Origin of the sequence: Nocardia lijiangensis NBRC 108240, assembly GCF_001613045.1 — a bacterium.
Lineage (GTDB): Bacteria > Actinomycetota > Actinomycetes > Mycobacteriales > Mycobacteriaceae > Nocardia > Nocardia lijiangensis.
In genome coordinates this window covers 55551-73529 of sequence record NZ_BDBP01000012.1, presented here as the reverse complement: position 1 = coordinate 73529, position 17979 = coordinate 55551, and the positions used below count along the sequence as shown (strand labels likewise).

Below are 17979 nucleotides of genomic sequence, written 5' to 3'. Positions count from 1 at the left end.
AGGTGGGTGTGGCACGCAACGCCCTCCACGTGCTGGTGCCCTGACACCGCGCACCATCCCACCCGGCGCCGGTGCATGCGCTGTCGGTGCCGTGTGGGACGGTGTGGCCCATGAACGAGAGTATGCACGGAGCAGCCCTGATCGAGCTGGTCATCGCGAAGGTCCAGCAGGACGGCGTGCCCGGCTCCGACGCGCCGGACATCGACGACCCGGTGCCGCTCGCGCCCGAGGTGATCGACCGGCTGCGGCTTCCCGGCGACCGGCAGCTGCCGCCGAGCCTGCGCCGCTGGCTGGCCTTCGACAGCTCCTGGCTCAGCTCCGTCGGCTGGTACGAGGAGGCGGGCGACCCCGTCTTCGACGGTCGGGCGCTCGGCGCGACGGCCGAGTGGATGTACGGCCCCGGGGACATGATGGCCACGATGTTCGTGGAGTTCGAGAAGCTGCTGCCCTCGCCCTGCCTCCCGCTCGTCGGCGGCAGCGACTCCCGCCGCCTGCTCTACCTCGGCTGGCCCGACTCGACCGGCGAGTACCCGGTGCTGGTCACCGACACCGACGACCTGCCGTACGTCGCCGTCATGTACCCGGGCCTCGACGTCTACCTCGCCGACCTCGTCGGCGTTATCGACCTGGACTTCGACACCTACACCTCGCTGGCCGACCACCCGGAGTACGGTCCCCGGATTCGGGAGCACGTCGAGAACACCAAGCTCGGCCCCGACGGCATCGAGTACCAGGACCTCGCCTAGCCCCAGTGGCCGAGGTGCCGGTCGCGCTCACCGGCGAGCCCCACCCTCTGGCCCGCCTGTAGCGACATGTGTCTGTCGCTCAGCAGCCTCCGGTACATATGAACAACCACACCAATCAGCGTCAACAGCGAAGCCGACAGCCAAGTTTGTTTGCCTCGACGCCCCGCGCGATCGTTCCGCCGAGCGCACCAGCGCGCCGCGAACCTTAGCCTCCCAGCCAGCCGACAGCTCGATGCTTGCGCTCATGTCCACGATCGCATCGCACGAGGATGTGCCACCCGGCCGAGCACGTCGGAGCTGCTCGACAGACAGCGGCCGGGCACGATCTGCGGCGGGACGGTCAGCTCTCGACCGGCAGCCCGGCGTCTGTCCAGTCCTGGATGCCGTCGCGGTACTTGCGCACATTGGTGTAGCCGAGGGCCTCCAGCTTGGTGGCCACCTGCTGACTATTGGGGCAAGATGCGTTTGAGCAGTAGGTGACGATCGCGGCGGACTTGTCCGGAAGAAGCTGCGGTGCTGTGGTTTCCGCGTCGGCTTCGACCAGGTTCAACGCGCCGGGCAGGTGTGCCTTGGCGTAATACTCGGCGCCGAGCGCGTCGATCACGGTCACCGATCCGGCTTCGATTTCCTTGGCGAGCTCGTCGCGGGTGATCAGCGTCGTCATGACGTAATGCCTTTCTCGAACACGAATTTATGTGCGTGTGCACGCTACTATATATGTGCGCGTGCACGCAACCAGTTATGATCGTGTTGTGCCGACGTCCGTGAACCGAACTCGCCCAGCGGTCGCCGCCTGGGCGGCGCTGCTGCAGGTACACGCCACGCTGGTGCCCGAACTCGACGCCGCCCTGCGCCGCGCCACCGGGCTGCCGCTGAGCTGGTACGACGTACTGCTGGAACTGGATGCGCCACAACGCCTTCGGATGAGCGACCTGGGCGAACGGGTGGTGCTGAGCCGCACCCGGGTGAGCCGGCTGGTCACCGAATTGGAGACCCAGGGCCTGGTGCGCCGGGAATCCAACCCGGACGACGGGCGCTCGGCCTTCGTCAGCATCACCGATACCGGCAGGCAGCGGCTGCGCGAAGCCGCTCCGCACTACCTGTCCGGTATCGAAGAACGCTTCGCCGCGGTGTGCACCAACGACCTGAACGCGCTGGCTGGGACACTGCACAAGGTGCTGGGCCTGGCCGACTTGCCCGATCCGGCCGCGCGCGGCTGAGCTGCCGGCGCCCTCGACCGGTCGCAGATCGCCGCATGTCAGACGACGCTTTCGGGATCGCGGCCGACAATGCGACGCGGCGCGGTGGTACGGAGCCTATATCCGAAGTGGCGCGCACACCGTCCCGGATTTCCGTACTGGCCTGCGAATGCACCGGCCGCTTTACACTCTTCGCTGCCACGCCGTAACCGGTCAGCGCCGACCGAGCGCCCAGCGGCGGGCGCCAGCACAGTGTAAAAACACCCCTTGGAATCGATCATCTAGAGGCAAGCTCACCATCGGCGCTGCGAGCGAAACCAGCCAGCGCAGCCTTCGAGGCGTGGTATGCGGCGAGCCTCGGTGAGGTGTCAGCGGCAACCGTCCAGGTGCCGACGTTGATCACGTACCCAGCACCTCGGGCCACCATGCCCGGCAGCAGGCCGAGAGTGAGCCGCACCGGCCCGAAGTAGTTGACCGCCATCGTGCGTTGGAAATCGTGCAGCCGATCGAAGGATTCGATCAGTGGCCGACGAATCGACCGGGCCGCGTTGTTGATCAACACATCTACGCCACCGTAAGTGTCGACCACCCACCGAACAAGCTCGTCAACCTGCGAGGTGTCGGACATATCGCAGACGCGACACTCGGCCTTGCCTCCCGCGGCGGCGATTTCGTCGCTCAACCGCTCCAACTCCTCGCCCGGCGCGCCACCACAACAAGCTCGGCACCCGCTTCGGCTAGACGGACCGATGCTGCCCGGCCAACGCCGGTGGACACCTGTTAGCAGAATACGCCTGCCGTCGAATTGCCCTCCATGCGCGGAGCGCACGCCACCCACCGGCTCGAACGAGCGAAGACCCATCCGGATCCGCCTGCACCCGGCGCAGATTCGGTGATCGCAGCGCGGCCAGTGCGACCGAATGGGCGTCGACCGGATCGGTTTTGCGGCCGTTACCGGTGGCGAACATCCGCATACCGACGGGGGCAGCCGATTAGGGAGCCTTCCACCGGGTACCTGGACCCGATCCTGGCCGGGACCGAGCCCTACTACCAGTCTCTAAGTAGCCGATTATGTGATGGTTCGTCTGCATCACACGAAACGTCGGCACGCGTGTTGGGCGACTCGGCAGCTACCGCGAGGCTGGGGGCAGGAGCCGGCCGCTGAGGACGGGACGGTCGTCCAGGTAATACCGAGGCACCCCGACGCCGAGGTTTTCTGCAAGCCTGTAGAACATTCCGCGGGACCCCCAGGGGCCGTATTCGTATTCTTCGGGTCGGGCGCCGAGTGCCTGGATCTCGGGGTCGAAGCGGTGCGGGTCGCTGCCTGTCCGTGCGAGGCTGCTGTCCGTGGTGCTGAGTCCGGTGATGAGGCGGCCGTCCTCGGCGTACTGGAACACCACTCCCGGTTTCATGGTGGCGTGCAGCTCCAGTGCCGCGGTTCCGATCGAGGCGCGCAGCACCAGTCCTCGGTCATAAATGGATTTCCGACTGCCGTGCTCCTCAGCCCAGGCCCAGGCTCCGTAATGCCCTGCGCTGACCACATATCCGCCGTGTACGTGGAGAAGGTTGCCCAGCTCGTGGTGGAAGTCATCCGGCCCGCGCATCGCCACGGTGTTTTGGTCGACGCCCATCCGCTCCAATAGCTCTCGGGCGTTGATCTGACGGGCGAAGGTGAGGCTGACCAGCGGCAGATCCGTGTCGTACATCCACCCCAGGCCACCGGTCGTGATGTTCACGACGCCCCCGGTTCGTTGATCGCGATCAAGATCGGGAAACACAGTCCATGATCATGAAGCCAGGCGTCGTCATCAGCTGAAGCAGTCACAGCGGCTGACACTGCCATGAGCCACCGACATCCATGACCGGGCCCGCCCGGGACCGTCGTCTGGTAGCGACGGCCACTCCGGCGGACAAGCCGGTTCCACGCGCCGGGCTGTTGCGGTGCTCGATGGAAGTCCAACGTCCGGAAATGCCGCCTACCGCGCTGAGCGAAGCGGCCACGTCGTGGTAGCCGGCGGGCCAGACCGGTTGCGGCTCACAACATCCGGTGGTGCCGATCAGCGGATCTCGACCACCACTTTGCCCAGTGCGCGTCCCGCACCGACGTGGGCCAGCGCGTTCGCGGTCTCGTCGAGGGGGAAACTGCGGTCGATGTGGATACCGATCCGTCCCGCGACACACGACTCCGCGAGGGGTGTGAAGTGCGCGGGCCCTTCCTTCACCGCGAGGACCCCGAGCCCGCGGCCGGTCACCATTCCGGCGACCACTCCGACCGTCGTCAACCGCAGCAACGCGCGCGTGGTGCCGCCGACGCAGCGGTACCGGCCGCCACGCGCGACCGACCTGCGATAGGCGAAGACCGACCGGTGGGCGACGAGGTCGAGTACCCGGTCGTACGGTCCGGTTCGGGTGAAGTCCTCAGCGCGATAGTCGATGACCTCGTCGGCGCCGAGCGTGCGCATGAACGCCAGTTTGGCGGCGTTGTCCACCCCGGTCACATGAGCCCCGGCACTCTTGGCCAACTGGATCGCAAACGCTCCGGACCCGCCGCCCGCTCCGTTGATCAACACCGACATACCGGCTGCGATGCCGGCGGTGCCCTGCAGTGCTATCGCCCCCGCCTGTGGCAGCGTCGACGCCTCGGCGAAGCTCAGCGACACCGGTTTGTGGGCCAGCGCCGATTCAGGAACCACGGCATATTCCGCGAACCCGCCCTTGAGCATGAGATTGTCACCGTAGACCTCGTCACCCGGTGCGAACAGTGTGACCTCGGAGCCGACGACTTCGACCCGTCCGGCGATATCGGATCCGAGAACCGGGCGTCTGGGTGCCCGGAGCCCGCCGATGCGCGAATACAGCGGCGTCCCCCGCAGTGTCTCCCAGTCGGAGAGGTTGATCGACGTCGCGTGCACCTGGACGAGCACCTGTTTCGGCCCTGGGGAAGGCGCTGGGACCTCCGCGATCGACAGCACCTCGGGGCCGCCATAGCGGTCATACACGACGGCCCTCATGCGATTCCAGCACCGAGGATCGAGCGACAGCCTGACACACGACAAACTCTAGTCGGCGGGCCGCCCCGCGACCGGCGAACTGTGCGTCGGCATTCGGCGCGACTCGCCGAACCCTCTCCCGCACACCAGCAACGTCCTGCATTACCGCGTGACGCGCAGGTCCGACAGGCCACGCGAAACACCCCAAGGATCTAACGGGCCGAGACTATCTCGACATCCACCAACGCACTGAAATGCCGATGTGGGTGCGATCAGTGCATGTTTCGAAGCGCTTCTTCGCGGTGTTATCGGTCTGCCGCGTCGACATCGACGGAGAAGACCCCGCCGATGTCGCCTACGACTGGCTCCGCAGCGAAAAGCTGGTCGAATAGCGGAGCTGCTAGAGGGCGCAGCCGATCACACGGGCATCCTCGAGCGGAACACCGTGCCTGTTCACACAGTCGATTGCGTCGTCGACCCCCATCAGGCGCCACCCCACCGGTGCGGAGTACTTGAACATGTACACGACCGGGTGCAGGGTGCCTTTCGGTTGGCTCAGCGCCGTCGCATAGTTCCCGCTGCACCGCGCATTCTGGAGATCGGCCAAGGGAATGTCGGGCGATGCCGTCATTCGCAGCGTGGTGATGAGGTATTCGCGGGTAACCACCGCGCAAGGTGCGGCCGTCGTCGGTGCGGCCGTCGTCGGTGCGGCCGTCGTCTCCGGCGCCGACGAGGTAGCCGGCTCCGGCTCCTCGTCGGCAGGTGATGTGGTGTCGGTCGTGGGCGCGACGGTTCCGGGGGCGAGGGCTGTGCCCCGAGCGGATGTGGAAATGGTGCTCGATGCCGAAGGGGCGGCATCGGAGGCGCCCTCGCCACCGCACGCCGTGAGAGCCACCGCGAGGGTGGCCGCCGCGGTCGCGAGCAGAACAGATCGGGTCATATTTCCTCCGCACTAGAGGCCGCCCAACTGGCGGCCGCTTCCAGATCATCTGAGCGCGTGAAGATTTCATTACAACCGCGAACTATGGTGGAACTCACAGGACGAATCCGAAGGGGGACATCTTCGTGAACACCGACATGCGAGAGCGACGCCAAGATCGACAAGCCCGCCCTGTTCATCGCCGGATCGGAGGATCCGGTCATCCGATTCACCCCGACCGCCGAAATGACCGCGGTGCTGCCCGACCTGCGCGGGTCGATCATCCTCGACGGTGCGGGGCACTGGATCCAACAGGAACGCGTGGCCGAAGTGAACGCCGCCCTGATCGACTTCGCCCGCAGCCTCGGCTGAATCGAATCGATCGGATCGGCAACAGCTTTCGGCGGGCCGGTCCGCTCGGGCGGCGTCGTCGCGAAATCGCTACGCCGCCGCCAGGAAGCCGCTCAGTTCCGCACGCGGGCCGTCGTCGGACGCAATTCCAGCACGCCGTACTCGGGTCCGAATCCAAGCGACCGAGCTCGCGCGATCGATTCGTCCAGGGCCGCGGCGACGATGGCCTCGAACTCCGCCGGGCGCCGAGACACCCGATCGACGTTCATGGTCAGAAACTCGAACGAGCTCGCGACCTCACCGAGGGTGCGATTGACCAGGTACGAGATGCCGCGCATCACCTTGTCGGTGCGTCCCAGATCGCAGACGTGCACCGAAACCTCGTGACCCACCAGCACTTCCCGGTAGTAGGCGACGTGCTGCTCCATCGCGAACATCCCGAACCTGCCCGACCGTCCGTAGCCGAGCGCACGGTGCTGCTGCCACATCGCCTCGCCGTGCAGCCGGAAGTAGTGCGCCACATTCATGTGCCCGTTGCTGTCTTCGAAATCCGGCGGGATCTCCTTGGTGAACGCGGCGGGAACCGCGAGTACCTGGGTGATCTCCGGTCGCACCGCCGCCATGTTCACCCGCCTCACCGAGATCCGGTCTGGATGGCCTGCCGGTAGCGCTCCGACAGCACCGGCGGAAATCCCAGGCCGCCTTCGATGACCCGGATCGCCAGCGACGAGACCAGCGCGCGCAGGCGTGCGCACCCGTCTTCGCCGATCGCCTCGTACGGATGGACCGCCAGTTCGTCGGTCCGATCCTCGATCGACTTGCGCCGCGCGGCGCCGTGCTCGGTCAGCGCCAGATCCTCGTCCGTCACCCAGCCCCTGGCACGGAGCCGGTCCACGCCGGAAGCCCAGTCCTGCTCGCTCCAGGATCGGCTCGCCCGCAGCACCTCCGCCGCGATCTCCCCGGTCGCAGCGTGCGTGATCAACGCCTCGATGCCGTCGAGCCCCTCCGTAGCGAGCAGGGCCACATGGGCATCACCTCGGTACTCCCGCAGCAATGTCTGCGCATGCCAGAGCACCAGGTGCGGCTCGTCGGGCCAAGGCAGCGCCGCGTGGGCCGCGAACAGCGGACGCCCCTGGGGCCGCTCGCAGGCGCGTTCGGCGGCGCGCCGGGCCAGATCGGCGGCCTCGCGCACGTCGGCGCCGGTGACGTCATCGCCCCATACCTGCCGGAGCGACCGATCGGCGGCAGCAAACCGGGCGCGCAGAATAGCTTCGGGAGAGGCGATTTCCCACGCGGCGGGGAGGACGGCATGCACCGCGGCTGGATTGAAGTTGAAGAACGCGGCGACGGTGACATCGGCCGCCACCGGGCCGAAGGCAGCGGACCTGGAGGCGAAGTACATCATCCGAGGATCCGTGATGCCCAGGTCGCGATACGCGCCGAGGCCGTGCGGGGTGAAGTAGATCATGCCGTGAATCGGCTCGAGGGCGCGGAAGGTCAGGCGAGCACTGTGCGGGGAGACCGTTGTCAAGAGACTGCTCCGATATCTGATCGTGCTGGAAACTCGCCTTCGATAGTTACCCGAATTCGATGTCAAGTTCAATAGTGCGGAGCGGAGGAAACAGCGCCACGCCGAAAGGTCAGCCGTCCTGCTTCCGCGCGCCGACGATGCGCAGGCCGAGGTCGACGTAGTAGTCGCCGATCTCCTCTGACGACCACCGGCCGTCGTCCCGGTACCACCGCGCGAGGTCGATGCCGAGTGAGAGCAGCGCGATCGCCGCCATGCGCGGATTCGGGTTGTCGAAGACGCCCGTGGTCCGCCGGGTCGTACCGCCGAGCAAAACGCCCGCTCACGGGCGGTGATGGGTATTGAATCTGAACTCGAATTCAACTACGCTCGGCTGCGAGCAGCAGTACTCGACCTGCCGGATACGTGCATTCAGCGCTCGGCCGTGCCGCCGACAGCTGCACGTGACGCCTCGTCCGGCCGCGCCCGGCGACACGGAGCGAAAGGGAATCCCCGTGACCAGTCCGACAACCGCACCCACCGAGCAGCACGTCCGGGCGACCGCCGTGCTGTTCGACTTCGGGGGTGTGCTGACGTCCAGCGTCTTCGACGCGTTCCAGTCATTCGGCGAGTCGCTCGGCTGCGATCCCCGCTTGCCGCTGCGCCTGTTCAGCGACGACGCGGAGGCGAAGGCGCTGCTGGTCGAGCACGAGGAGGGACGCATGCGCGAGCGCGAGTTCGAACAAGGCTTCGCCGCGCGGCTGCACGCACACGGCATCGAGGTGGACGGAACCGGGCTCGTGCGCCGCATTCAGTCCGGCCTGCGCGCCGACGACGCCATGATCGAGCTGGTGGCCGAAGTCAGGGACGCCGGATTCCGCGTGGGGCTGCTGTCGAACTCGCTCGGCGACGACTGCTACGCCGGTTTCGATCTCGCCGCGATGTTCGACGCCGTCACCATCTCCGGCGAGGTCGGCGTGCGCAAGCCGTCCCGGCGTGCGTACGACATCGCCTGCGCCCGTTTGGATGTCGAGCCCGGAGCGGCCGTCATGGTGGACGACCTGCCGCAGAACGTCGTCGCGGCCGAGCGCGCGGGGCTCACCGCCGTGCTGCACCGCGATGCGGCGGACACCGCTCGGCGGCTCTGGGCGGCTCTGGGCCGGTCGTGAGCCCGGCTCTGCCCGAAAGACTTGTCAGCGAGAACCACGAAGGGACACGGGCATGAGCTCGACCACCCAGGAATCCACCGAGACCGTTCTGGCCGAGAAACGCGGTCCGGTGCTGATATTGACGCTCAACCGGCCGGACCGGCTCAACGCATGGAACGACGCGCTCGAACGCCGCTACTTCGCATTGCTGGACGACGCGGAGAACGACCCGGAAGTCAGGGCCATCGTTGTCACCGGGGCGGGACGGGGCTTCTGCGCCGGAGCGGACATGGACGATCTGGCCGCGGCGAGCTCGGCGACGGATCTCAGCGCTCCGGAACGGCAGCGCCCCCGCGAGTTCCCGCTCTCGGTGCGCAAACCCTTGATCGCGGCGATCAACGGCGCTGTCGCCGGCCTCGGGCTGGTCGAGGCGCTCTACTGCGACCTGCGGTTCAGCACGCCCGAGGCGAAGTTCACGACGTCGTTCGTCCGCCGCGGCCTGATCGCGGAGTACGGAATCGCCTGGCTGCTCCCCGGCGTGATCGGCCGCAGCCGGGCGCTGGACCTGCTGCTGTCCGGCCGGGTGATTCTCGGCGCCGAGGCTCATGCGATGGGACTCGTCGACCGCCTCTGCCCGCAGGAGACCCTGCTGCAATCCGCGATCGACTACGCGACCGACCTGGCGGACTTCTGCTCTCCCACCTCGATGAGCATCGTCAAGAGCCAGGTCCATCGGGCAATGGGTTCCGACTTCGCGACCGCGGTGGCAGTCGCCGACGATCTGATGCTCGCGGCGTTCGCCCACCCGGACGCGACCGAAGGCGTCACGAGCTACCTCGACCGCAGGCCGCCCGCCTTCGCGCCCCTCGGCCCCGTGTCGACCGACTGAACTCTCGAGACCCGGCTCCCGAGCTATCGACCAGCGACGCGGGAGCCGGATCCCCCTCGGCGCCATGACAGTTCACTGCGGTGCGGCGAGCATCCGCGAACAGATGAACGATCACGCCCGGCCGTCTGGCGCCGATTCTCGGGCAGCCCGACTCACTTTCCGGAATTTCCCTGGCGGGCATCCACCGAAGGCAGCTGCTTGATCGTCTCAGTTGATCGGTTCTTGGTTCGATTCGTCGCAGATTGCGCACTTCGTCACGAATCAGGAGTGAACATGGTCATCGCCGTCTACGGCGCCAATGGTTATCAGGCCGGGATCATTCTCGCCGAGTTGTCCCGCCGCGATGTGGCGGTCACGACAGTCGTTCGAGCACCATGGCCATGCCCTGGCCACCGCCGACGCACATCGTTTCCAGGCCGATCTGCTTGTCGTGGAATTGCAGCGAATTGACCAGCGTGCTGGTGATTCGCGCGCCGGTCATCCCGAAGGGATGGCCGACCGCGATCGCGCCGCCGTTGATGTTGAGCTTGTCGAGGTCGACGCCGAGCCTCCTGGCGGACGGAATGACCTGTGCCGCAAAGGCTTCGTTGATCTCGACCAGGTCGACGTCGCCGATCGTCATCCCGGCGCGGGCCAGCGCCTGTTCGGACGCCGAGACCGGGCCGAGTCCCATGATCTCCGGCGACAGCGCGCTGACGCCGGTCGAGACGATCCGCGCCAGCGGCGTCAGCCCCAGTTCGGCGGCCTTCGTGTCCGACATGATGACGATGGCCGCGGCGCCGTCGTTGAGCGGGCAGCAATTGCCCGCGGTGACCGTCCCGTCGGGCCGGAACACCGGTTGCAGCGCGGCGACCTTGTCGAGCGTGACTCCCGCGCGCGGGCCGTCGTCGGCGGAAACGACGGTGCCGTCCGGCAGGGTGATCGGCGTGATGTCGCGCTGCCAGAAGCCATTGACGAGGGCGATCTCGGCCAGGTTCTGGCTGCGCACGCCGAAGGCGTCCTGCTCCTCGCGGGTGACACCCTCGGACTGCGCCACGTTCTCGGCGGTCTGGCCCATCGCGATGTAGACATCGGGCAGCAGGCCGTCGAGCCGGGGATCGGCCCACTCCTGGCCTCCCGCAGCGAGTTTCGCGGTTCGCTCGACAGCGTCGTCGAACAGCGGGTTCTGGGTGCCGGGCAAGCCGTCCGCGCTTCCCTTACTGTAGCGGCTGACGGTCTCGACACCCGCCGAGACGAAAACGTCGCCCTCGCCCGCGCGAATCGCGTGCAGCGCCATGCGGGTCGTCTGCAGGCTCGACGAGCAGTAGCGGTTGACCGTGGTGCCAGGCACCCCGTCGAGGCCGGCGAGCACCGCGACGATCCGTCCCAGGTTGAAGCCGGACTCGCCCGCGGGCTGGCCGCACCCGAGCATCAGGTCGTCGATCGCGGCCGGATCCAGCTCGGGGACCTTCGCCAGCGCCGCCCGCACGATCTGAGCGGCCAGGTCGTCGGGCCTGATGTCCTTCAGCGAGCCCTTGGCGGCCCGCCCGATCGGCGACCGGGCGATGGAAACGATGACGGCTTCGGGCATGGCCCAACCTTCCTGCGGGAACTTACTAAGCGCTTACTTTCTACCGCCACCTTGCGGGACGGGTGCCGCCGCGTCAATACCGACCACCCCGGAAACCACCTGTGACTTGCCTCACGAAAGATGTGAAAGACCAGGTTATATCGCGGATATAGACCCGATTTTGAACTCGAATTCAGATTTCGCTAGCGTCACCGCGACACGGCCGACCACGCGGGCGGTGGGCCTCACCCGGCCGAGCCGCGCCGCGGCGGCCACGAAGACCCCCGAGAGGAGTCAGCGGTGAGCGTCGTACTGACCGAATTCGCCGACGGCATTGCCACCATCACGATCAACCGCCCCGAGGCGCGCAACGCGGTGAACCGCGCGGTCGCCCAGGCACTGGCGGACGCGATCGACGAATTCGAGGCCCGGCCCGACGTCGCGGTCGGCATCCTCACCGGCGCAGGCGGCACGTTCAGCGCCGGGATGGACCTGAAAGCCTTCGCCGACGGCGAGCATCCGGTCTTGCCGGGACGCGGATTCGGCGGCCTCACCGAGCGACCGCCGACGAAACCGCTCATCGCCGCCGTGGAGGGCTGGGCACTGGCGGGCGGCTTCGAGCTCGCGCTCGCGTGCGACCTCATCGTCGCGGCCACCGACGCCAAGTTCGGTCTTCCCGAGGTGAAACGAGGCCTGATCGCGGCAGGCGGCGGCGTCCTGAGGCTGCCGAAGACGCTCCCCTACCAGCTGGCGATGGAGATCGCCCTGACCGGTGACACCCTCGGCGCGGTCCGCGCGCACCAGTTCGGCCTCGTCAACGCGATCACCGAACCCGGACAGGCCATCCGGACGGCCGAGGCGCTGGCCGCCCGCATCGCCGAGAACGGACCGCTCGCCATTCGCGGGACGAAACAAGTTCTCTCCCAAGCCATTCGATACACCGACGCGGACGCGTTCCGAGCCCAGCTGGAGATCGTCCGCACCGTCAACACCTCGGCGGACGCGCTCGAAGGAGCGCGCGCGTTCGCCGAGAAGCGCCCGCCTGTCTGGCGCGGCGCCTGATCCGCGCTCAGCCGGCCGCGGCTCCGATGCGCGCCGCGTTCACCCACAACCGGGTGGCGGTGCGTACCAGCTCGCCGGCGAGCCGCACGGAACTTCGGATCGATGGCTGCCACCTGATCGAGGATGGCCATCAGCTTCGCGTTGCGTTTGTACGTCGCCCCGGCAGTGTGGGATGCACCTGCGGAATGCGCGCGAAGTAGGCCCGTACCAGTGCTATTCGGATTTGCGCCTGGACTGTTCGGCCGCCGGGGCCGAGCCCAGCCCGGACAAGCGATCTCGAACTTCGTCGCCGATCCGATAAGTGGCCATGACCACGATCGCGATCAGTACACCCGGTGCGAGTACCTGATTCGGGGCGCTGAGTATGTGCTGGTAGGCGTTGTTCAAATCGCCACCCCAGCTCGGCGTCGGCGGCTGGATGCCGAGGCCGATGAACGACAACGCGGCTTCGATGATGAAGGCGAGTCCGGAGAACAGCGTGGCCTGCACTATCACCGGTCCCACCGCGTTGGGCAGGACGTGCCGTAGCAGCGTGACATGCGTCGGGCAGCCGGCCAGCTGCGCACCGAGCACGTACTCCGAACGCCTGACCTGCGCCACTCCCCCTGCGGTCAGCCGTGCGATGACGGGAGCGAACACGATGCCGACCGCGCACATGGCCGTCACCAGATCCGGTCCAAGCACGCCGGTGATGGCCACAGCCAGTACCAGCGCCGGGAACGCCAGGAACGCATCCGCCGCGCGCAGCAACAACATTCGCAACCACGCCGGACCATATCCGGCGCCGAGTCCCCACGGCAGCCCGACCGTGAGCCCGACGCCGACCGCGATGGTCACCGCGACGAAGGAGGACCGTCCGCCCCAGATCAGCCTGCTCAGCACGTCCCGGCCGTAGCTGTCGGTCCCGAGCAGATGCGCACCGCCCGGCCCGGCGAACCTGTTCGTCAGATCCTGGTCCGTCGGGCTGTACGGCGTCACCAGCGGCGCCAGCGCCGCGAGCACGATCAGCGTGCCGAGAATCGCGAGAGCGAGCCAGAACCCGGCGCGGGACCGCCGCCGGGTGTCACCGGTCGAGCGAGTTCCGGCGGCCAGTGTCACGGTGCTCATGCGTTCGCCTCCACCCGGAGCCGGGGATCCAGGAATCCGGTGGCCGCGTCGACCACCAGGTTTATGCCGAGCACGATCACGACGTAGGTCAGCACGATGCCTTGCAGCATCGGATAATCGCGGGTCTCGATGGCGGTGACCAGTGCGCCGCTCATGCCTGGCAGCACGAAGATCTGCTCGAGCACCACGGTGGCGCCGAGCAAGCCGATCGCGAGCAGCCCGTACACCGTCACGACGGTCGTCGACACGTTGCGCAGCGCGTAACGCCACACGATCGTGCGCTCGCGCAATCCCATGGCCCGCGCGGCGCGCACGTATTCGCTCGACAGCGCGTCGATCATCGCGGCACGTACCTGACGCACCACGATCGCGCTCGCGCCCGCCGCCAGTGCCGCCGCGGGGAGAGCAAGGTGGCGCAGATTCGCCACCGGATCCTTGCCGAAAGGCACATAACCCAAGGCGGGAAACAACCCGAGGCCGACGGCGAACACGTCGATCAAGACGATGGCCAAGAAGAATTCCGGGACCGCGAGGCCGATTCCGGACGCCGCGCGCACGACCCCGTCGGACCGGCGGCCCGCCCGATACGCGGTCCAGACACCGAGCGGCACCGCGACAACGGCCGACAGCGCCAACGCTAGCCCGACGAGTTCCGCGCTGACCGGCAAGCGGTGCAGCACCTGATCGGCGACGGGCGCGTTGTTGACCAAGGAGGTCCCGAGGTCGCCGTGGACCACGCCGCTCAACCACCGGAAGTACTGTTCGTACAGCGGTTTGTCGAGACCGAGCCGCTGCTCGATGACCGCGGGATCGACATCGGTGCTGCTCACTCCGATCAGCGCCTCGGCGGGCCCGCCCGGCACGAGATGGATCAGACCGAAGGTCATCACCGTCGTCAGAAACGCGGTGATCAGGATCGCCACCGATCGCCCCAGTACCGGGGCGACCGGCCATCGATGACGGATCCACTTCATGACACGGCCAGGTACGCGAGTTCGGGCGATCCGCTCAGCGAGGGAACTACTCCCTGCACGCGCTGCGTGTAGGCGACCACTGCGGGACCGTGATAGAGCGGGATGAATTCGGCTTGTTCGACGATGATCCGGTTGATCTTCTTTGCGACCTCGAGCTGTTCGCCGTCGGTGTAGGTGTTGTTGAGCTGCGCGATGAGCTCGTCGAGTTGCGGATTCGGCGCGGCATTCTGCCGGTAGTAGGAGGTCGGACCGAGCAGGGCGCTGTAGTTGAGCGGCGCCGACGCCTGCGAAGGCCATCCGACACTGAAGACGTCCGCGCCGTTGTGCGCTACGAACTGTGAAATAGCCTGCGGACCGGGAACATTGGTGAATTCGACGTTGATCCCGACGGCTTTCCACTGCTCCGCGACCAGCAGTGCGTTGGTGGAGAACGGCGGCGCGGCGGCGGAGATGCCTCGCACCTGCACGCCGTTCGGGTAGCCGGCCTCGGCGAGCAACCGCCGCGCCTTGTCCGGATCGTAGGGCCAGGCGTTGTCGGTGGCGGAATCGTGGAAGGTCGCCCCCGGCGGGTAGACCGACCAGGCGGGGGTGCCCGCGTCGCTGTTCAGCGCGGCCGTGGCGATCGCCTTGCGGTCCAACGCGTACTCCATCGCCAACCGTACCTTCGGGTTGTCGACCGGGTGGTTCTTGGTGTTGATCACCACCGCGGTGAAGCCGAGTTGCCGATGCCGGTCAACGGTGATGCCCGGCAGGCGCTCGAGCGCGGGCGCCGCGGATTCGCCGATCCCGAACGCGAAATCCGCTGTCCCGGAGGTCAAGGCGTTCGTCAGTGCCGTGTCACTGGTGATGATCGCGATATCGATGCCCGCCGCTCGCGGTGCGGGGTCGCTCAGAGGCTGGTAACCGGCGAACCTCGTGAAGGAGTATTCGCTGTTGGGCACCGCGCGCGCGAACTGGTAGGGCCCGGCGCCGACGGGATGGTTACCGAATTCGTCACCGTACTGTCGCAGCGCGGTCGGCGAGACGACGAAACCCAGACGGGTGCTCAGGTAGCCGGGCAGCCCAGAAGTCGGGCTGCTCAACTTGATCGATACTATGTCCGCGCCTTGGACGTCGATGCTCTTGATCGACGGAACGGACACCAGACCGGTGCCGAGACAATGCTGCATGCTGGCCTTCACCGCCTCCGCGTCCACGGGTGTGCCGTCGTGGAAAGTCAGGCCCGATCGGAGTTTCATCGTGAAGGTGAGTTTGTCGGCTCCGGCGAACTCCCACGAGGTGGCGATCCCCGGTTGGGGTGCGAGAGTTTGCGGGTCGGTGTCGATGAGTGGGGCGTAGAGCAACTTGAGATAGGTCAGGTCGTAACCCGAATTGCCCCGGCAGGGGTCGAGCGAACTGGGCGTCTGCCGCGTGGCGACCTTGATGCTCGCGTTCGGGTCAGGCGCGGACGCGGACGGGTCGCCGCTGCAAGCGCCGAGCACGAGAGCGAGTGCGGCCGCCGCCCCAGCGGCGATCAGTTTTCGGTTCATCGCGATTCTTCTTTCCGGTCCGCGGCGGGACCAAGCGCGGATTGCCACGCCTCGATGGCTTCCTGGCGAAAATGGCATGCTGCCGAATGGCTTTCGGTGTCGTCGGTCAGTGCGGGGGTGGTCGTCGCGCAGCGATCGGTGGCCAGATGGCACCGCGTGCGGAATCGGCAGCCCGACGGGGGGTTACGTCGATCGGGAATCTCGCCCCGCAGCAGCAGCCCGCGCCTTTCCCGGCGCACCCGAGTCGGCCGGGGCACGGCCGCGAGCAGGGCCTGGGTGTAGGGATGCCGTGGCGATTCGAGCACCGACGCGGTCGGTCCCAGCTCCACCAGCCTGCCCATGTACATGACGCCGACTCGATCGGCGATGCGCGCCACCGAACCCAGGTCGTGTGAGATGAATACGTAGGTCAGCCCGTGCTCGTCGCGCAGTTCGGCCAGCAGCGCGAGCACTTCGGACTGCAGGGAAACGTCCAGCGAGGCGACCGGTTCGTCGCACAGGATCAGCTCCGCGCGCGACGCCACCGCCCGGGCGATGGTCACGCGCTGCCGTTGACCGCCGGACAGCTGCGCGGGCTTGCGGTCGGCCAGTTCCTCGCCGAGGCCGACCCGGCCCAGCAGCTCGACCGCGGCCGGGCGCGTCGATCGCGGTATCCGCAACCGGCGCGGCGCCATCGGCTCGGCGACGCACTGCCAGACCGTGAGCCGAGGGTCGAGCGCCGACCGCGGATCTTGAAAGATCACGTGGGATCTCCCCGCGGTGCGGTCGTTCGCGCCCGGGACGCGGTCGATCGATCCCGCGGCCGGTTTGACGAGTCCGGCGAGAGCGTGGGCCAGCGAGGTCTTTCCCGATCCGGATTCGCCTATCACGGCGAACGTTTCGCCGCGGTGCAGAGAAAAGCTCACAGTGTCGACCGCGCGCAACCGGTCGGCGCCGCCGCCGTAGTCGACGACCAGATCGCGGACGTTCATCAGGATCTCGGTCATCAGGCCACCAACCCGGCCAGTTCGAGGTCGCCGGCGCGCAGGCAGCGCGTCGCCGAGCGAGCGTCGCCGATCAGATCCGGATGTGTCGTCCGGCAGGCATCTATGGCGTACCGGCACCGGGTTCGGTAAACGCACCCGTTCCCGTCGGGTGGGGACTCTCGCGCCGACCGCACGACCGTCGGCGTGGTCTCGCGACTCGATGCCTGGAGCAACGCCTGTGCGTAGGGGTGGGCCGGACGGCGCAGCAACTCGTCGCGGGCGGCGATATCGACGACTTCTCCCGAGTACATGGTGACGACGCGATCGCAGAGTTCGGTGATCACACCGATGTCGTGGCTGATCAGCAGCACGGCCAGATCCTCGTCAGCGGTGAGCCCCCTGAGCAGCTCGAGGATCTGCGCCTGGATGGTGACATCGAGCGCGGTCGTCGGTTCATCGGCGATCAGCAGTTTGGGCCTGCACGCCAATGCCATCGCGATCATGACCCGCTGGCACATGCCACCCGACAGCTCGTGGGGATAGGAGCGAATCAGGCGCCCCGAATCGGCCAGACCGACCTTTTCGAGCAACTCCGCGGTCCGTGCGCCGATCTGGGAGGATGTCATCTTCTCGTGCGCCCGAAGCACATTCGCGATCTGACGCCCGACAGTCATGACCGGATTGAGCGACGACCGCGGCTCTTGGAATATCATGCCGACTTCGCGTCCGCGCAGGGCACGCAACCTGTCGGGCGTCGCCGTCAGGAGATCCTCGCCGCAGAAGTCGATGCGGCCCGTCACCCGGGCACCCGGAGGGTGGAGCCCGAGGACGCCGAGCCCCGTCAGTGTCTTCCCGCTGCCGCTCTCCCCCACGAGCCCGACGACTTCACCGCGGGCCACTTCGAACCCGACGTCGCGGAGCAGGCCGCCCACCGCGGGCAACGACAGCGACAGTTCTTCCACCCTCAGCAAGGCGGCCATATTCTTCTCTCAATCTTCCTGTCGGCCAGGATGTTCCGGCGGCGCGGGATCAGCCGATCGCCGC

General features: G+C 67.3%; 20 protein-coding genes. 6 read left to right on the top strand and 14 right to left on the bottom strand.

Annotated features, from left to right (window positions below; genetic code table 11):
* The first annotated feature begins 110 nt into the window (after positions 1-110).
* Positions 111-746 (top strand): hypothetical protein, encoded by a 636-nt coding sequence (locus tag NL1_RS04585; protein WP_067834631.1) that lies wholly within the window; start codon positions 111-113, stop codon positions 744-746.
* 340 nt (positions 747-1086) lie between these two features.
* On the opposite strand, the gene NL1_RS04580 is transcribed toward NL1_RS04585, so the two are convergent.
* Positions 1087-1410 (bottom strand): rhodanese-like domain-containing protein, encoded by a 324-nt coding sequence (locus NL1_RS04580; protein WP_067834629.1) that lies wholly within the window; start codon positions 1408-1410, stop codon positions 1087-1089.
* A gap of 88 nt (positions 1411-1498) precedes the next feature.
* On the opposite strand from NL1_RS04580, the gene NL1_RS04575 reads away from it, so the two are divergent.
* Positions 1499-1966, top strand: a complete 468-nt coding sequence (locus tag NL1_RS04575; protein ID WP_218024355.1) for a MarR family winged helix-turn-helix transcriptional regulator — start codon at positions 1499-1501, stop codon at positions 1964-1966.
* 256 nt (positions 1967-2222) lie between these two features.
* Here the strand turns inward: NL1_RS04575 and NL1_RS04570 are convergent, their stop codons facing one another.
* The 4 genes from NL1_RS04570 to NL1_RS37255 all read right to left on the bottom strand — a co-directional run bounded on the left by NL1_RS04570 (position 2223) and on the right by NL1_RS37255 (position 5875).
* On the bottom strand, positions 2223-2807 hold the full coding sequence (locus NL1_RS04570) for an SDR family NAD(P)-dependent oxidoreductase (protein WP_084510302.1): 585 nt from the start codon (positions 2805-2807) through the stop codon (positions 2223-2225).
* Between the two features lie 268 nt (positions 2808-3075).
* The gene (locus NL1_RS04565) at positions 3076-3723 is read right to left on the bottom strand and encodes a hypothetical protein (RefSeq protein WP_156094658.1); all 648 of its coding nucleotides are present in this window, start codon (positions 3721-3723) and stop codon (positions 3076-3078) included.
* Positions 3724-4002: 279 nt separating this feature from the next.
* Positions 4003-4944, bottom strand: a complete 942-nt coding sequence (locus tag NL1_RS04560; protein ID WP_245673090.1) for an NAD(P)-dependent alcohol dehydrogenase — start codon at positions 4942-4944, stop codon at positions 4003-4005.
* Between the two features lie 391 nt (positions 4945-5335).
* Positions 5336-5875: a hypothetical protein gene (locus NL1_RS37255; RefSeq protein WP_156094657.1), complete on the bottom strand. Its 540-nt coding sequence runs from the start codon at positions 5873-5875 to the stop codon at positions 5336-5338.
* Between the two features lie 225 nt (positions 5876-6100).
* Between NL1_RS37255 and NL1_RS39880 the strand changes: the two genes are divergently transcribed.
* On the top strand, positions 6101-6226 hold the full coding sequence (locus tag NL1_RS39880; RefSeq protein WP_281180776.1) for an alpha/beta fold hydrolase: 126 nt from the start codon (positions 6101-6103) through the stop codon (positions 6224-6226).
* 92 nt (positions 6227-6318) lie between these two features.
* Here the strand turns inward: NL1_RS39880 and NL1_RS04550 are convergent, their stop codons facing one another.
* The 3 genes from NL1_RS04550 to NL1_RS37250 all read right to left on the bottom strand — a co-directional run bounded on the left by NL1_RS04550 (position 6319) and on the right by NL1_RS37250 (position 8046).
* Positions 6319-6828, bottom strand: a complete 510-nt coding sequence (locus NL1_RS04550; RefSeq protein ID WP_156094656.1) for a thioesterase family protein — start codon at positions 6826-6828, stop codon at positions 6319-6321.
* A gap of 11 nt (positions 6829-6839) precedes the next feature.
* The gene (locus tag NL1_RS04545) at positions 6840-7736 is read right to left on the bottom strand and encodes an SCO6745 family protein (RefSeq protein ID WP_067834616.1); all 897 of its coding nucleotides are present in this window, start codon (positions 7734-7736) and stop codon (positions 6840-6842) included.
* 109 nt (positions 7737-7845) lie between these two features.
* On the bottom strand, positions 7846-8046 hold the full coding sequence (locus tag NL1_RS37250) for a TetR-type transcription factor C-terminal domain-containing protein (RefSeq protein ID WP_281180775.1): 201 nt from the start codon (positions 8044-8046) through the stop codon (positions 7846-7848).
* A 181-nt stretch (positions 8047-8227) separates the two neighbouring features.
* Here NL1_RS37250 and NL1_RS04540 point away from each other — a divergent pair, with 181 nt between their 5' ends.
* Together NL1_RS04540 and NL1_RS04535 are read left to right on the top strand one after the other, a co-directional pair.
* On the top strand, positions 8228-8881 hold the full coding sequence (locus NL1_RS04540; protein WP_245673089.1) for an HAD family hydrolase: 654 nt from the start codon (positions 8228-8230) through the stop codon (positions 8879-8881).
* Positions 8882-8933: 52 nt separating this feature from the next.
* Positions 8934-9749, top strand: a complete 816-nt coding sequence (locus NL1_RS04535) for an enoyl-CoA hydratase-related protein (RefSeq protein WP_067834614.1) — start codon at positions 8934-8936, stop codon at positions 9747-9749.
* A gap of 352 nt (positions 9750-10101) precedes the next feature.
* Here the strand turns inward: NL1_RS04535 and NL1_RS04530 are convergent, their stop codons facing one another.
* Positions 10102-11319 (bottom strand): acetyl-CoA C-acetyltransferase, encoded by a 1218-nt coding sequence (locus tag NL1_RS04530; protein ID WP_067834612.1) that lies wholly within the window; start codon positions 11317-11319, stop codon positions 10102-10104.
* Between the two features lie 279 nt (positions 11320-11598).
* Between NL1_RS04530 and NL1_RS04525 the strand changes: the two genes are divergently transcribed.
* A complete protein-coding gene (locus NL1_RS04525) occupies positions 11599-12360 on the top strand; it encodes a crotonase/enoyl-CoA hydratase family protein (protein WP_067834610.1) in 762 nt (253 codons plus the stop codon).
* A gap of 213 nt (positions 12361-12573) precedes the next feature.
* Here the strand turns inward: NL1_RS04525 and NL1_RS04520 are convergent, their stop codons facing one another.
* The 5 genes from NL1_RS04520 to NL1_RS04500 are packed head-to-tail and all read right to left on the bottom strand — an operon-like array spanning position 12574 to position 17915.
* The gene (locus NL1_RS04520; RefSeq protein WP_067834608.1) at positions 12574-13467 is read right to left on the bottom strand and encodes an ABC transporter permease; all 894 of its coding nucleotides are present in this window, start codon (positions 13465-13467) and stop codon (positions 12574-12576) included.
* A complete protein-coding gene (locus NL1_RS04515; protein ID WP_067834606.1) occupies positions 13464-14441 on the bottom strand; it encodes an ABC transporter permease in 978 nt (325 codons plus the stop codon). The genes NL1_RS04520 and NL1_RS04515 overlap by 4 nt, the downstream gene beginning before the upstream one ends.
* Entirely contained in the window at positions 14438-15970 is a 1533-nt protein-coding gene (locus NL1_RS04510; protein WP_067834604.1) for an ABC transporter substrate-binding protein, read from the bottom strand. Before NL1_RS04510 ends, NL1_RS04515 begins: the two co-directional genes overlap by 4 nt.
* On the bottom strand, positions 15967-16956 hold the full coding sequence (locus NL1_RS04505) for an oligopeptide/dipeptide ABC transporter ATP-binding protein (protein WP_067834602.1): 990 nt from the start codon (positions 16954-16956) through the stop codon (positions 15967-15969). Before NL1_RS04505 ends, NL1_RS04510 begins: the two co-directional genes overlap by 4 nt.
* The gene (locus tag NL1_RS04500; RefSeq protein ID WP_067834600.1) at positions 16956-17915 is read right to left on the bottom strand and encodes an ABC transporter ATP-binding protein; all 960 of its coding nucleotides are present in this window, start codon (positions 17913-17915) and stop codon (positions 16956-16958) included. The genes NL1_RS04505 and NL1_RS04500 overlap by 1 nt, the downstream gene beginning before the upstream one ends.
* Positions 17916-17979 lie beyond the last annotated feature (64 nt).